The 14186-nt window shown below is 57.2% G+C and carries 15 protein-coding genes; 9 read left to right on the top strand and 6 right to left on the bottom strand.

Annotated elements, in window-relative coordinates:
• Positions 1–48 precede the first annotated feature (48 nt).
• The 4 genes from I9182_RS02165 to I9182_RS02150 all read left to right on the top strand — a co-directional run bounded on the left by I9182_RS02165 (position 49) and on the right by I9182_RS02150 (position 3215).
• Complete coding sequence (locus I9182_RS02165; protein ID WP_209596170.1) at positions 49–480, top strand: ester cyclase; 432 nt, start codon at positions 49–51, stop codon at positions 478–480.
• Positions 481–611: 131 nt separating this feature from the next.
• Positions 612–1427 (top strand): chromate resistance protein ChrB domain-containing protein, encoded by an 816-nt coding sequence (locus I9182_RS02160; RefSeq protein WP_209503997.1) that lies wholly within the window; start codon positions 612–614, stop codon positions 1425–1427.
• Positions 1424–2677 carry a chromate efflux transporter gene (gene chrA, locus I9182_RS02155; RefSeq protein ID WP_209596168.1) on the top strand — a complete coding sequence of 418 codons (1254 nt, stop codon included), beginning with the start codon at positions 1424–1426 and terminating at the stop codon, positions 2675–2677. The genes I9182_RS02160 and chrA overlap by 4 nt, the downstream gene beginning before the upstream one ends.
• A 76-nt stretch (positions 2678–2753) precedes the next feature.
• Complete coding sequence (locus tag I9182_RS02150) at positions 2754–3215, top strand: ClpXP protease specificity-enhancing factor SspB (protein ID WP_209503999.1); 462 nt, start codon at positions 2754–2756, stop codon at positions 3213–3215.
• Between the two features lie 27 nt (positions 3216–3242).
• On the opposite strand, the gene I9182_RS02145 is transcribed toward I9182_RS02150, so the two are convergent.
• Positions 3243–3806, bottom strand: a complete 564-nt coding sequence (locus I9182_RS02145) for a hypothetical protein (RefSeq protein ID WP_209504000.1) — start codon at positions 3804–3806, stop codon at positions 3243–3245.
• A 206-nt stretch (positions 3807–4012) separates the two neighbouring features.
• On the opposite strand from I9182_RS02145, the gene fumC reads away from it, so the two are divergent.
• The 4 genes from fumC to I9182_RS02125 are packed head-to-tail and all read left to right on the top strand — an operon-like array spanning position 4013 to position 6463.
• On the top strand, positions 4013–5407 hold the full coding sequence (gene fumC / locus I9182_RS02140) for a class II fumarate hydratase (protein WP_209504001.1): 1395 nt from the start codon (positions 4013–4015) through the stop codon (positions 5405–5407).
• Complete coding sequence (locus tag I9182_RS02135) at positions 5407–5583, top strand: DUF4169 family protein (RefSeq protein ID WP_209596166.1); 177 nt, start codon at positions 5407–5409, stop codon at positions 5581–5583. Before fumC ends, I9182_RS02135 begins: the two co-directional genes overlap by 1 nt.
• A complete protein-coding gene (locus I9182_RS02130; protein WP_209504003.1) occupies positions 5580–5801 on the top strand; it encodes a ribbon-helix-helix domain-containing protein in 222 nt (73 codons plus the stop codon). Before I9182_RS02135 ends, I9182_RS02130 begins: the two co-directional genes overlap by 4 nt.
• A gap of 59 nt (positions 5802–5860) precedes the next feature.
• Positions 5861–6463 carry a DNA-3-methyladenine glycosylase I gene (locus I9182_RS02125; protein WP_209596164.1) on the top strand — a complete coding sequence of 201 codons (603 nt, stop codon included), beginning with the start codon at positions 5861–5863 and terminating at the stop codon, positions 6461–6463.
• A gap of 3 nt (positions 6464–6466) precedes the next feature.
• Here I9182_RS02125 and I9182_RS02120 read toward each other — a convergent pair whose 3' ends face one another.
• The 4 genes from I9182_RS02120 to I9182_RS02105 form a co-directional block, all read right to left on the bottom strand.
• Positions 6467–7348, bottom strand: a complete 882-nt coding sequence (locus I9182_RS02120) for a fructose bisphosphate aldolase (protein ID WP_209596162.1) — start codon at positions 7346–7348, stop codon at positions 6467–6469.
• 73 nt (positions 7349–7421) lie between these two features.
• Positions 7422–8771: a cytochrome P450 gene (locus I9182_RS02115; protein WP_209596161.1), complete on the bottom strand. Its 1350-nt coding sequence runs from the start codon at positions 8769–8771 to the stop codon at positions 7422–7424.
• Positions 8768–9970 (bottom strand): hypothetical protein, encoded by a 1203-nt coding sequence (locus I9182_RS02110; RefSeq protein ID WP_209596159.1) that lies wholly within the window; start codon positions 9968–9970, stop codon positions 8768–8770. Before I9182_RS02110 ends, I9182_RS02115 begins: the two co-directional genes overlap by 4 nt.
• A 62-nt stretch (positions 9971–10032) precedes the next feature.
• A complete protein-coding gene (locus I9182_RS02105) occupies positions 10033–10785 on the bottom strand; it encodes a cytochrome c biogenesis protein CcdA (RefSeq protein ID WP_209504008.1) in 753 nt (250 codons plus the stop codon).
• Positions 10786–10891: 106 nt separating this feature from the next.
• Here I9182_RS02105 and I9182_RS02100 point away from each other — a divergent pair, with 106 nt between their 5' ends.
• Positions 10892–11125 carry a sulfurtransferase TusA family protein gene (locus I9182_RS02100; protein WP_209504009.1) on the top strand — a complete coding sequence of 78 codons (234 nt, stop codon included), beginning with the start codon at positions 10892–10894 and terminating at the stop codon, positions 11123–11125.
• Positions 11126–11168: 43 nt separating this feature from the next.
• On the opposite strand, the gene I9182_RS02095 is transcribed toward I9182_RS02100, so the two are convergent.
• The gene (locus I9182_RS02095) at positions 11169–13961 is read right to left on the bottom strand and encodes a ribonuclease E/G (protein ID WP_209596157.1); all 2793 of its coding nucleotides are present in this window, start codon (positions 13959–13961) and stop codon (positions 11169–11171) included.
• Positions 13962–14186 lie beyond the last annotated feature (225 nt).

Raw genomic sequence — 14186 nt, 5'->3', positions numbered from 1 at the left:
GTTCATTCCTTTTTGCCATCGTGTTCGCAGTTGGACAGGAGCGTTGGGATGACGAATTCAGAGATACTCAGATCCTGGTATTCTGAGGTTTGGGAAAACGGAAACACCGAGGCAATCGATCAGTTCTTTGCGCCAGAAACCATGGCCGAGGGGCTGATCCCCGAAATGCAGGTGGGTGCGGACGATTTTCGGGATCTCGTCACGGCGTTTCGCCATGTCTTGGGGGATATCAAGGTGGATTTGCCCAAGATCATCGAGAATGGCGATTGGGTATCCGCAATCCTGCATGTGCAGACGTGCCGGGCGGATAACGGTGCCCCTTTGGAGGTGACCAGTCAGGTCATGGCCCGGTTCAAAAACAATAAGATGGTCGAAGCGTATAATCATTTCGATTTCATCTCGTTTTTTGAAGAGATGGGTCAGTTTCCTGCCGACACCCTTCCGGTGTGCATGACCGGTCAGAGGCTCGACTGGGCCTGACGGTTCAAACCGCAAACTTGACCCCCTACGTTCTTGCGCGGTAGCACTGACGCAGGGGGTCAGCTTGCGAACACCCCGTGAGGCGTCAGCCCAAGCTTCGCATGGATCCGAATGACTAAAGGAGACATGCTATGGCTGCTCTTAACGCCATCACACCAACCCAATTGAGCCGATTGATCGGAACGCCTCAGGCGCCTGTTCTGATCGACATACGCACCGACGCGGATTTCAGTGAGGACCCGCGGCTGATACCGGGATCAACTCGCTTACCGCACACTGAAATCGACGCGATGACTCGTCTGATTGGCAACGACCCTTGTGTAATTATCTGCCACAAAGGCAAAAAGCTGAGTCAGGGGGCGGCGTCCTGGCTGCGCGGGATGGGCAAAAACGCCGAACATCTGGAAGGCGGGTTTGAAGGGTGGCACGAGCAGCGCGAGGCGCCGTTGATCCCACAGTCGATTCTGCCGGCGCCCATTAATGGCAGCACATTGTGGGTTACGCGCCAAAGGCCCAAAATTGATCGTATCGCCTGCCCCTGGCTGATCCGCCGGTTTGTTGACCGCAATGCACGGTTCCTTTTCGTCGCGTCGGAAGAAGTTCAGGGAGTCGTTGATCATTTTGATGCCACCCCCTTTGACGTTCCGAATGCATTTTGGACACATCAGGACAGCGGCTGCACATTTGACACGATGATCCGGGCATTTGACCTGCGAACCGAGGCGCTTGAGCGTATGGCCCGGATCATTCGCGCTGCGGATACCGACCAGCACGATCTGGCCCCGGAAGCCGCTGGGTTGCTGGCGTTCTCGGTTGGTTTGTCCCGCCAGTATCGCGATGATCATGCTCAGCTTGAAGCTGGGTTGCACCTTTATGATGCCCTGTTCCGCTGGGCACGCGACGGGTTTGATGAAAAGCATGACTGGCCATCGGGTCATGGCGCATGAGACCTACGGCACTGGACCTTTTCAAGGTATTCGGACGGATCGGCCTTTTGTCATTTGGGGGGCCCGCTGCCCAGATCTCGCTGATGCATCAGGAACTGGTCGAGCACAGGCCCTGGCTGGATGAACAGACCTATCTGCGCGCGCTTTCCTTGTGCATGTTGCTGCCCGGTCCCGAGGCAATGCAATTAGCAACCTACGCAGGCTGGCGCTTGCGCGGCGTCGCGGGCGGGCTGATTGCGGGCATCCTGTTCGTGTTGCCGGGGGCGTTTGTCATTACTGTTCTGGTCGCGCTTTATTCAGCATTCGGCGACGTTCCACTGGTGCAATCCGCATTTACCGGCATCAAGGCGACCGTCATCGTGATCGTCCTGCAAGCCCTGCGCAAGCTGTCAGGTAAGGCGCTGACGGATACGGAACATCGTGTCATCGCGGGTCTGTCGTTTCTGTCGATCTTTCTGTTCGACCTGCCCTTCCCGCTGATCATTCTGATCGCGGCCCTGTGGGGATATTTGCGTTACCAAGGACCTATTGAAGCAGCCGCTGCTCAGGACACGCCGGACTTTGCCCGCTCGGCCCGAACGATAGCGATCTGGTTGCCGCTTTGGCTGGGGCCGCTTGTTGCGTTAACACTCAGCGGCCACCAATTGCTCAGCGATCTGGGGTGGTTCTTTGCCCGTCTGGCTGTCGTGACCTTTGGCGGCGCCTATGCCGTTCTGGCCTATATGTCGCAAACGGTTGTGGATCAGTACCACTGGATCAGTGCAGACCAGATGATCGACGGATTGGGGCTGGCAGAAACCACCCCCGGACCACTGATACTGGTTACGCAGTTCGTCGCCATGCTGGCGGGCCAGATCAACGGTGGGTTCTCATTGGCGCTTGCAGCGGGCGCTGTCGCGCTATGGGCAACGTTTGTGCCCTGCTTTTTGTGGATTTTCCTGACGGCCCCCTATCTTGATCGGTTGGCCTCGCGCCCCCGCCTGTCTGCCGCCCTTCACGGCATCACCGCCGCTGTTGTCGGAGTGATTCTCAACCTTTCCGTGTGGTTTGCCCTGAATGTTCTTTTCGAATCGGTGCCAGACATAAATTTGGGTCCGGCGGCAATACCCGTGCCCCAAGTGTCTTCGCTGGACAGCCCGGCTCTTGCATTAACCTTTATCTCTGGCATATTGATATTTCGACTTAAATTGGGGATTGGTACGGTGCTGTTTCTGATGTCATTGGCGGGACTGGCTGCACACAATATCTGATCAATCCGATCATACCTGCCCTTTCGTTTCCGAACAAAACCCCTATGCTGAGCTTAACCACTTTTGAGGATGACACATGTCGCAAGGCATCGACTACGGCAACCTGATGCACACCGCCATGCGCGGGCTCATCAAGACTGTGCTAACGGATGTTTCGAAATCAGGCCTGCCCGGGGCGCATCACTTTTTCATTACCTTCGACACACGCGAAGATGGTGTGGATATCGCCGATTGGCTGCGCGACCGGTATCCGGAAGAAATGACAATCGTCATGCAGCACTGGTTTGAAAACCTCGAGGTTGGAGAGAACGGATTCGCCATTACCCTCAATTTCGGGGACGCACCGGAGCCGCTTTACATCCCCTATGGCGCGATCAAGACCTTTGTCGACCCATCGGTGGAGTTTGGACTGCGGTTCGAAAGCCCCGATGACGAAGATGAGGACGATTATGTTGCAGATGACTTGATCGAGGTCGAAGAGGAAGAAGAGGCGCATCACGATGCCGATATCGTGTCGCTGGACAGCTTCCGCAAATAAGCCTTTGAGCCCCGCAGGGCGCAGGGTTCAGCGTTTCATCAGAAATGTTTCGACAGAGCGGGATTTCTGACCGTCTATGAAGCGAGAGAATGACAGGTTCAGCCCGTCCTCGGCCAATGTTCGATCGAACTGCTGCAGTTCATATCCGCCGTCCACGTCGATGAACAACGAAAACACCGTCAGCGTTTCGTCTTCTATACGCCCCCAGACAAAGGGTTCACCTTTCATCGGATCCAGCGGAACCTCATGACCAAACACGTTGCGCTTCATCGCGGCTGAAAACACATCCGGGCGGTCCGAGGGCACGAAGTCGATGGAAAACTGCTGTTCTTTTACCCGCCCGTCCAGCTTATAGGTCGTGGTTTGCCAGCTGACGTTGAACCCGTTCTTGGTTTCGAAAATAGAAACGCTCATATCCCGCGGGGTTGAGGTTCCGTCCGCATCCACGACATTTGCCGAACCCACATAATCCCCCAGGAACGGAGTTATGTCTGCGGCACGCGCAGGTGCGCCCAGAACAGACAGCCACAAAGCACAGACAGCAAATAACACGATCGCTTTTTCAAGCGTAATGCGATGGAAATTTGACATCTTGTCCTCCAAGGCGGCTACGAACCTATTGTAGCTGAGAGGGGGCCGCGCACAATGGCACATTCCCCGACGATTACAATTAAAGTGACGCACCCCACGCCTATACCTTTGACGCCCTTGGGTTTAAGGTGCGCGCAACTGGCCGATTGCGTCACGGCTTGGCTGCGGCTAAACGGCATACAACAGCATACCAGACGGAGTGACAGATGTCTCAGACCCGCACCGAATCCGACAGCTTTGGCCCGCTCGAGGTTCCTGCCGACAAGTATTGGGGCGCGCAAACGCAGCGTTCGATCATGAACTTCCCGATCGGTTGGGAAAAACAACCCATTGCCATTGTGCGTGCGCTGGGCGTGATCAAGCAAGCCTGCGCGATGGAAAACAAAGCGACCGGCAAGCTGGATACCAGGATTGCCGACGCCATCATTCAGGCCGCGGGTGAGGTGATCGAAGGCAAGTTCGACGACAACTTTCCGCTGGTCGTATGGCAGACGGGTTCGGGCACGCAGTCGAACATGAACTCGAACGAGGTCATCGCGAACCGCGCTATCGAAATTCTGGGCGGTGTCATCGGTTCAAAAGACCCCGTGCATCCGAACGATCATTGCAACATGGGTCAGTCGTCGAATGACACCTTTCCAACTGCGATGCACATCGCCACGGCGATGAGTGTTCGTGACGTCCTTCTGCCCGGGCTGGAAAAGCTGGCCTCTGGTCTTGAGCAGAAGGCCGATGAGTTCAAGGGCATCATCAAGATCGGTCGGACTCATACGCAGGATGCAACACCTCTGACACTGGGGCAGGAATTCAGCGGTTATGCCCACCAGATCCGTCAGGGGATTGCACGCGTTCACGCAGCGCTGCCCGGTATTTATGAGCTGGCGCAGGGTGGCACCGCCGTAGGCACCGGCCTGAACACCCAAAACGGTTGGGGCGAAGCTGTGGCGGGCCATATGGCGCAGATCACCGGCCTGCCCTTCGTGACCGCGCCGAACAAGTTCGAAGCGCTGGCCGCCCATGACGCCATGGTCTTTATGTCCGGGGCTTTGGCGACCATCGCGGGCAGCTGTTACAAGATTGCCAACGACATCCGTTTCCTGGGTTCTGGTCCGCGTTCGGGGCTTGGCGAACTGATCCTGCCCGAGAACGAGCCCGGCTCGTCCATCATGCCCGGCAAGGTGAACCCGACCCAGGCCGAGGCGCTGACACAGGTTGCTGCGCATGTGATGGGCAACAACGCCGCGATGAATTTTGCAGGCAGTCAGGGCCATTTCGAGCTGAACGTCTATAACCCGATGATGTCCTACAACCTGTTGCAATCCATTCAGTTGCTGGGCGACGCTGCCGACAGCTTTACCGAGCGGATGTTGCTGGGCATCAAGGCCAATGAACCGCGCATCGACAAGCTGATGAAGGAATCGCTGATGCTCGTGACGGCGCTGGCCCCGACCATCGGCTATGACAACGCCACCACGGTCGCCAAGACCGCGCATAAGAACGGCACAACCCTCAAGGAAGAAGCCATCGCGCTGGGGTTTGTGGACGAGGCAACCTTTGATGCCGTTGTGCGCCCCGAACAGATGATCGGCCCGAAAGACTGATGGGCAAGCCGGTGAACCTGAACCGGTATCGAAAAGAAAAGGCGCGGGCCGAAAAGAAGGCCCGCGTAGATCAGAATGCCGTCGCCTTTGGGCGCACCAAGTCCGAGAAAGCAATCGTCAGGCTTCAGCAGGGCAAGCAGAAGCGTGACCTTGACAATCACGAGCTGGATGAATGAGCGGTCGACCGGTAAAACGTTCATTGACCCTCAAGGGACACCGGACATCAGTTTCGCTTGAAGACGAATTCTGGCGGGCATTTCGCGATATTGCGAAAGAAAAAGATCAGCCAATCAATGCACTGGCCGCGCAAATTGATGTTGACCGCGACCCGGAAACCGGATTGGCCTCGGCTATTCGCGTGTTTATTCTGAACTGGTACCGCGACAAGGTTTAACGCTTGTCAGATCTTGGTTGTTGGGTGTAACGTCCCCAAGGAACAAAAGAGGTACATTCATGGGTAACACAATATCTGGACCTGACGGTCAACCTCGGTGTTCCTGGTGCCAGGCGGCGCCGGAATTCTTTGACTATCATGACAACGAATGGGGGTTTCCGGTCGCGGATGATCAGCGATTGTTCGAAAAACTGTGCCTGGAAAGTTTTCAATCGGGTCTTAGCTGGCGCACGATCCTGAACAAGCGCGAGAATTTCCGAGAAGCGTTTTACGGATTTGATTTCACCAAGATGGCTGAGTTCTCTGAAGCCGATGTTGAACGTCTGCTGCAAAATGATGGGATCATTCGCCACCGGGGCAAGATCGAGGCGGTGATCAACAACGCCCGCCGCGCGCAGGATCTGGTGGCGTCAGAAGGATCGCTGGCAGCCTATGTCTGGCGGTATGAGGCGGAAACCCCGCCGCCCCCGCAATCGGCATCCACATCGCCCGAGTCGGTGGCTATGTCGAAGGACCTCAAGAAACGGGGCTGGAAGTTTGTTGGCCCCACGACGGTGTTTGCGTTCATGCAGGCCATGGGGCTGGTCAATGACCATGCCGAAGGCTGTATCAGCAGAAAAAAAGCGGCACAGTTGCGCCGCTCTTTCACGAAACCTGTCTGAGGATCAGACCGAGGCTTTGAAGATCTTGTCGATATTGCCGCCCAAAGCTGCGTTGAATTCGGCGTCCGACTGCTGTTTCGAGAGACCTTCGGTCAGTGCGCGCGAGAAAGACGCGATCATTTTGCCGTTCTGTTCCAACAGGTTGCAGGCCTCTTCGGTCGAATACCCGCCTGAAAGTGCGACAACGCGCAGAACACGCGGATGGTCGGCCAGTTCGTCATACAGGTTTGCCTGTGTCGGGATCGTCAGCTTCAGCATGACCTCTTGCCCTTCGGCTAGCTGGTCCAGGTTCTTCAGGATTTCAGCTTTCAGAATGTCCTCGGCCTCGGCCTTGGTTTCTGAATGAATGTTGACCTCCGGCTCGACGATTGGAACCATTCCGGCGTCAGTCACTTCACGGGCGACGTTGAATTGCTGGGCGACCACGGCCGCGATGCCGTCGGCATTGGCCTCGTGGATGACCGAACGTTCCTTGGTACCGAACACGCCTTCTGCCTTAGCCAGCGTGTCGGCCAGACCGGGGATCGGTTTCATCAACTGAACGCCGTTGGCCTGATCCTCAAGGCCCTTGTCGATTTTCAGGAATGGCACGATGCCTTTGACCGACCAGAGGTAATCAGCGACCTTGCGGCCCTCGATCTCTTCACCAAGGGTGCGTTCGAACAGGATCGCACCGATGACTTTGTCTTTGGTGAAGTCATTTGCCAGAATGATCCGCGCGCGCATCTTTTGAATTTCGCCGAACATCTCAGCGTCCGAGCTGTAGGTCGACGCGTCAACGCCGTACAACGCCAGAGCTTTCGGGGTCGAGCCGCCGCTTTGATCCAATGCCGCGATAAAGCCTGCGCCGTTGATCATCTGCGCGCGCTGTTCTGCTTTGGCCATAATGTTTTCCCGTTCAATGATGATTCCGATGTCTTCCCCCGCATACATCACAGTCAGGACCGATGGTAGTTTGTTAGCGCTCAACCAGCCGCAACCATATGCCATCCCTGGATCGAACGGTCAGATGGGCCACCGGAACCGGCGTTTTGCCGCTGATTGTTTCGAATTTGAAATTTCGCACCAGCATCGACAGGATCAGCGGCCCTTCGACCATGGCAAACCCGGCCCCGGTACAGACGCGGGGACCTGCGGAAAATGGGATATATGCCTCACGCTGGCAAGTTTTGCCGTTTTCACTGTTCCAGCGGGTCGGGTCAAAGCCGTCGGGATTGTCCCATAACCGTTCGTGACGGTGCAGGTGCCAGGGGCTGATGACGATTTGTGACCTTTTGGGAACGTCTCTGTTTCGGAACTGGTGTGGGCACGTGGCCTCTCGCACCATCATGGGAACTGGTGGGTAAAGGCGCAGTGCCTCGCGAAACACGTCGCGGCTGATCTTGAGTTTGGAAACCGAGGCAAAGGTCGGATCGTCCAGAGCGGCAGCTTCGTCAGCAATCCTTTCCTGCCATTCGGGATAAAGCGCCAGCAGATACAATGTCCACGCCAGAGCCGATGCGCTGGTTTCATGCCCTGCAAGAAAGAAGATCGCGACCTGATCGACCATTTCCTCGGGCTCGAAAAACTGGCCGGTTTCAGGATCAGCGGTTGTCATGATCTTGGTTGCCAGATCATCGGGGGCGGTTCCGGCCTTGATCGCCTCGGCCCGCTCATGGGTCAGGTCAGTGATCAGGTTACGAATGTCTTCGGCGTTTCTCCGTGTCGTCCGGGAGTGAAACCGAGGCATCCATTTGGGCAGCGGAACGAAGGCTGCAAGGTTCAGCAGTGGTTGTTCGCGCTGGTAGTTGCGGAACTTTTCAAACACCTTGCTGGCTATGGCGTGGTCGATTGGCACCGAAAACAACGTGCGAAAAATCACATCCGCTGCGGCGTGGCTTGTTTGTTCTTCGACTTCGATCTGTTTGCCGACATGGGGGCGCAACCGCTCAACACATGCGTCTGCCGCGGCCAGCATTGCGGGAAACGTGTCCTTCAGCCGCCCGCCCTCAAATGCCGGGTCAATGATGCGCCGCTGACGTTTCCACGTCTCTCCATTGGTCAGAAACACCGAATTTCCAAGCAAGGGGCGCAACCCTTCGCTGATCCGGCCCGATTTAGGGAAATCTTCGGGGCGTTTCCTGAGGACGGTGTGAATCAAGTCCGGTTGATTGATCAGGAAAGATCGAAAGAAGGGTGTCCTGAATTCGGCCATCCACGCGCGGTAAAGGCGCGCTGGCTGTGCAGACAGCAGATCCTGACGAAACAATTTCAGATAACGCAGTAGGGAAACCTTGTCTGCGCGCGGCTGGGGCTTGGGCGGGGTCATGGACGCACCGACGTGTATTTGGACACTGGCGTCTCAATCCGGCTGCGCGAAGGTGTGCGCCCAAGGAACCGCTGTTTCAGCGTCAAAGGGCCTGCCGTAATTCGGAAATAGTCGTACGGACCCGGCTTATCGAATGCGCAAAGGTATTGAAAATGCAGCCGGAAAAACCGCCAGCGCAGGGCTTTCCAACGTTCAGGTAACAGGGTTTGGGTAAAGGCTGCCGACAGGACAAGCGGCCAACGTTTCTCCGGCCCGGCCACCCCTGTAACGGCCACCGGATCACACAGCGCAAATGCGCAGCCATCCCCGGGGGCCGAGACATCGACCCATGTGATGGCTGAACTGGAGGAAAGGAATTGAAGGTCGGACCGAAGGCCCTGCGCATTTGGCAGAAAGGACACCATAGGCACCACCTGCCCCAGGCTGAGGAACGACAACTCTGCCCCTTGTTGCGGCACCGCCCTGTCGCGGATCAGGTCGGCCAGAACAGACACCGCCAGATGCGCGCCCGAACTGTGGCCTACCACCAGAACCTCATCCACACCAGATATCAGCGCGGCTTCAATCGCCTTGCGGAATGCGGCCAGCCTGTCCTTCAGTTTAAGCGGAGTTTCCCCCTTCAGCTGTGCGGAATAGGCATAATCATGCATCAGGTAGTAGGCAAACAGCCGGTTGTCGATCTTGCGGAACCACAGCATCAGCGCAACCGCAACGGCGATACCCGGAAACAGGCCCCACCAGCCGGCCACAACCACAGATGCCCACACGACCGCAAGCGCAACCAGCAACTGAGACACCAACATCGCCACCGGATAGAGCGCCGCAATCACCGGGCCTTTGCGCAACCGCATCAGGCGCCACAAAGCACCGGTCGAAATGTATATCCACGCCGTGTGGGCCAACTGCGCATAGGTGGCAGGGATCGACGCGGACATGCTGTCGCGCACGATGTCTGACCAGACCAGTACTTCAATTTCAGTCTCGACGGACGCACCGTCCTGAATGGACGTCACGGACCAGCCGAACAGACCCTCCGCGGACTTGGGAGCCATGGCGATCTCATATCCCGAAATCCGGGCCTGCGCTTGCGACTCGGTTCGGTAAAGCTCGCGATATCGTCGCGGCGGCATCGGGTCATAACCGGGGATGTAGAACACCCGGCGTTTGCGCACCTGTGACTGATTTCTCTGACTGCTCATGCCTTTACCTTCTGCCGCGCAGGTTAACGCAGGCTTTAGGTCAAGGTAAGGGGGTCAGACGCTCAACCGAAATTCGCAAGCGCCGGAAAGGTTTCCAGCAACCACCAACTGAAGCGGGTGAACAGGCCCGTGATCAGCATGATGCCCACGAACAGCAGCAGCCCACCCATGACTTTTTCGATCACACCCATATAGGGTTTGATCCGGTTCATCACGGTCATAGAGCGGTTGAGGAACATGGCAGCCAGCAGAAACGGAATACCCAATCCAGCCGCATAAACACCCAGTAACAGCGTTCCACGCGCCACCGAGGCCTCGGATGCCGCAAGTGACAGGATCGCGCCAAGTTGGGGGCCTATGCAAGGCGTCCAACCGAATGCAAAGGCCAATCCAAGAATATAAGCACCAAAGACCGAACCACCGGAATCACCGGTTTCGATCCGCGCTTCGCGGTCCAGAAAGGGGATGCGGAAGACGTTCAGGAAATGCAGACCAAAGACAATGACAACGGCACCGGACAGTTTGGCGAAAAGTACCTGATTTTGCAGCACAAACGCCCCGAAGGCAGATGCAGTGAAACCCAACAGCAGAAAAACTGTCGACAGGCCCAACACAAAGAACAGCGCTGACATGGTTGCCTTGCGCCGGGCGCGGGCCTCATCCTGCATCTCGTTGATCGTGACACCGCTCATATATGCCAGATAGGGCGGCACGATGGGCAGCACACAAGGCGACAGAAAGCTGATCAGGCCACCCAGCAGGGCAACAAACATGGCGGGCAGCAGCCCCGCGTCTATGATTTCTATTCCGAACATGTTTTAGCACATAAGTGATGAATGGCGGTCCGTCACGGGGCCAATGAGTCACATCCTCGTGCTTGGAATCTGGACAATATTACAACTTCGCCCTATCCCGAAAATCATGTCAGAGATTACAGATACGCTGGATGCGCTGGGCCTTCTGTGCCCCCTGCCCGTCCTCAAGGCCCGCAAACGGCTGAAATCCATGCCGCAAGGCTCTGTGCTGCGTGTATTGGCTGATGATCCGGCAGCCATCATCGATGTCCCGCATTTTTGCGCCGAAGCTGGCCACACCTTGCTGTCTCAGGATTTCGACGGCGCACATCAGATCTATCTGATCCGAAAATCCGACTGACTTAACGACAAAAGAAAGGCGGGCAAACCTGCCCGCCCTTTCATCATTTACCCAGCGACCACCATCCGCGCCGTTTGGGCCTGTCGGATTCTGGTTCAGGTTCATCTGCCACAGTTTCAAGCACCGGTTCAGGTTCTGCTGCCACGGGTGTTTCTGCAACGGGCGCGTCTTCGACCGGCTCATCGGCAGATTGAACTGCAGGTTCTTCCACCGCTGCCATCGCTTCAGCCTGTGCAACTTCTTCGGTCTGCTCGGCTACCTCTGTTGCTTCAGGCGCAGCATCCGCGGCCTCAACAGCTTCGCTTTGCTCGGCGACAGCCGCCTCGGCAGGTTCGGCTTCGGCGTCTGAGGCCGCTTCTTCAACCGCGGGTGCATCAGCCCCGGCATCGGCGTCCGTTGCTGCAGGCTGTTCCGCAGCCTCATCTGCTACAGAATCTTTCTTACGACGACGCGGCGCGCGCTTACGCTTGGGCTTGGCAGGTTTTTCCTCTTCGGTCGCTTCGGCTTCGGCTGCCTCGACAGTGGTTTCGGTTTCAGCGGATTCGCCTGCGGCATCCTCCTGCTGTGTCCCTTCACCGTCATCCGCGCCCTGTTCCGGCGCGTCACCATTGCCCCCACCCTTCTTGCGACGACGACGGCGGCGCTTGCGCTTGGGTTTGGTATCGTCTTCGGTCGGCGCGGTATCCTCTTCGGTTTCTTCCTCTTCCGAAGAATCGACCATATCCATCAGTGACGCATCGACCGAAACGACAGGTGCTATCGCTTCGGGAACAATGCGGCTGGCGGTCTTGAATTTCTCCATCGAGAAATCCGGGCTGACCAGATGCACATCGCCTTCGATCCGTACAGACAGGCCATAGCGCGATTCGATCTGGGCAATGTGTTCGCGCTTCTGGTTCATCAGGAAGTTCGCGATACTGACCGGGCAGCGCACCAGAACCTCGCGCGAGCGGCGGCGGGTGCCTTCCTCTTCGATCTGACGCAGGATCGACAGCGCCATGTTGTCGTCCGAACGGATCAGGCCGGTGCCGTGGCATGCCGGGCATGGCTGTGTGGTCGCCTCGATCATACCGGGGCGCAGCCTCTGACGGCTCATCTCGAGCAGGCCAAAACCCGAAATCCGGCCAACCTGAATGCGGGCGCGGTCGGTTTTCAGCTTGTCTTTCAGACGCTTTTCAACGGACGCATTGTTCTTGCGCTCGTCCATATCGATGAAATCGATGACAATCAGACCGGCAAGGTCACGCAGACGCAACTGGCGCGCCACTTCTTCCGCGGCCTCCAGGTTGGTTTTCAGCGCCGTTTCTTCGATCGAGCCTTCTTTCGTGGCCCGGCCCGAGTTCACGTCGATCGCCACCAGCGCTTCGGTCACGCCGATCACGATATACCCGCCAGATTTCAGCTGAACGGTCGGATTGAACATCCCCGCCAGATAGCTTTCCACCTGATAGCGTGCAAACAGCGGTAGTGCGTCCTCGTACCGTTTCACATTCTTGGCGTGCGACGGCATGATCATCTTCATGAAGTCCTTGGCGATGCGGTATCCGCCTTCGCCCTCGACCAGAACCTCGTCGATATCGCGGTTATAAAGGTCCCGGATCGACCGTTTGATCAGATCGCCTTCTTCATAGATCTTTGCAGGTGCGATGGATTCCAGGGTCAATGCCCGGATCTGTTCCCACAGGCGTTGCAGGTATTCATAGTCGCGCTTGATTTCCGACTTGGTCCGCTTGGCGCCCGCAGTCCGGATAATCAAACCTGCCCCTGTCGGGACATCAATATCCGCGGCGATTTCCTTCAGTTTCTTGCGGTCAACCGCGTTGGTGATCTTGCGGCTGATCCCACCGCCACGCGCGGTGTTTGGCATCAAAACACAATAGCGACCGGCCAGCGACAGATATGTCGTCAGGGCTGCCCCTTTGTTGCCGCGTTCTTCCTTGACGACCTGCACCAGCAACACCTGGCGCACTTTGATCACTTCCTGAATCTTGTACCGGCGCGGGCGTGGCTTGCGTGGAGGGCGGATGTCCTCGCTGTCATCTTCCTCGGCCACGGTTTCAATCGTGTCATCTTTCGCGGCTGCGTCAGCGTGTTCTTCATCCGCGTCGCCATCTTCTGCGTCCTGGTCATCCTCAGACGATTCAGATGCGTCATCGCCATCATCAGCGCTTGAAGCGTCCGCCGGGTCATCAGAATCCCCTGCTGCGTCGTCTTGCGAAGCCTCAACCGTTTCAACCTCAGCCTCGTCTTCCGAAGCCGTTTCCCCTGCAGTGTCATCTGACACAGCTTCCGACGCTTCGTTGTCCTCAGGCTCCTCAACAGGTGTTTCAGCGACGACTTCCATTGGCGATGTCCCTTCGGGCACCTCCATGTCGGCATCGTCTCTGTCGTCAAGGTCGATGGTTTCCATACCCGTCGGCTCGGTCGAAACTTCCATCGTTTCGACCAGATCGTCCGATTTCAGATCCGCGGCCTTCGATCGGGACCGCGAGCGCCGCTTTTTCGGCTTGCCCTCGTCGGCCTCATCCCGCGCCTTCATGGCCTCGGCATAAGCGCGCTCTTCCTCCATCAGCGCCTCGCGGTCGGCGATGGGGATCTGGTAATAGTCCGGGTGAATTTCCGAAAACGCCAGGAAGCCGTGCCGGTTCCCGCCATAATCCACAAAGGCCGCCTGAAGCGACGGCTCAACCCGTGTTACTTTTGCAAGATAGATGTTGCCAGCAAGCTGGCGCTTGTTTTCGGATTCAAAATCGAACTCCTCGACCTTATTTCCGTCAACCACCACGACGCGGGTTTCCTCCGCGTGGGTGGCATCGATAAGCATTTTCTTAGCCATGTGTCCTTGGTGCACCGCGCCAAACGCGTTGTCCTGACCCGTCCAGGTGGACAGGCACATTTGGGGAGGTGTCTTGTCAGGGCGATATTGGACGGCGCGCGGCAGGGTCTGGCGCTGTGGCCCCCTGCCCGGTCACTCAATCGTTGCGCGCGCGTCATCGCGGTTCTTCTCCGACAGGCACGGTTCGCGCCGCCGCCTGCCCATTATTCCTTTCGCCCGACATGT

The sequence above is a fragment of the Ruegeria sp. HKCCSP351 genome (assembly GCF_017872535.1).
Classification (GTDB): Bacteria; Pseudomonadota; Alphaproteobacteria; order Rhodobacterales; family Rhodobacteraceae; genus Ruegeria.
Note: the sequence above shows the minus strand (reverse complement) of the source record. Positions and strands in the feature narration are given on the sequence as shown.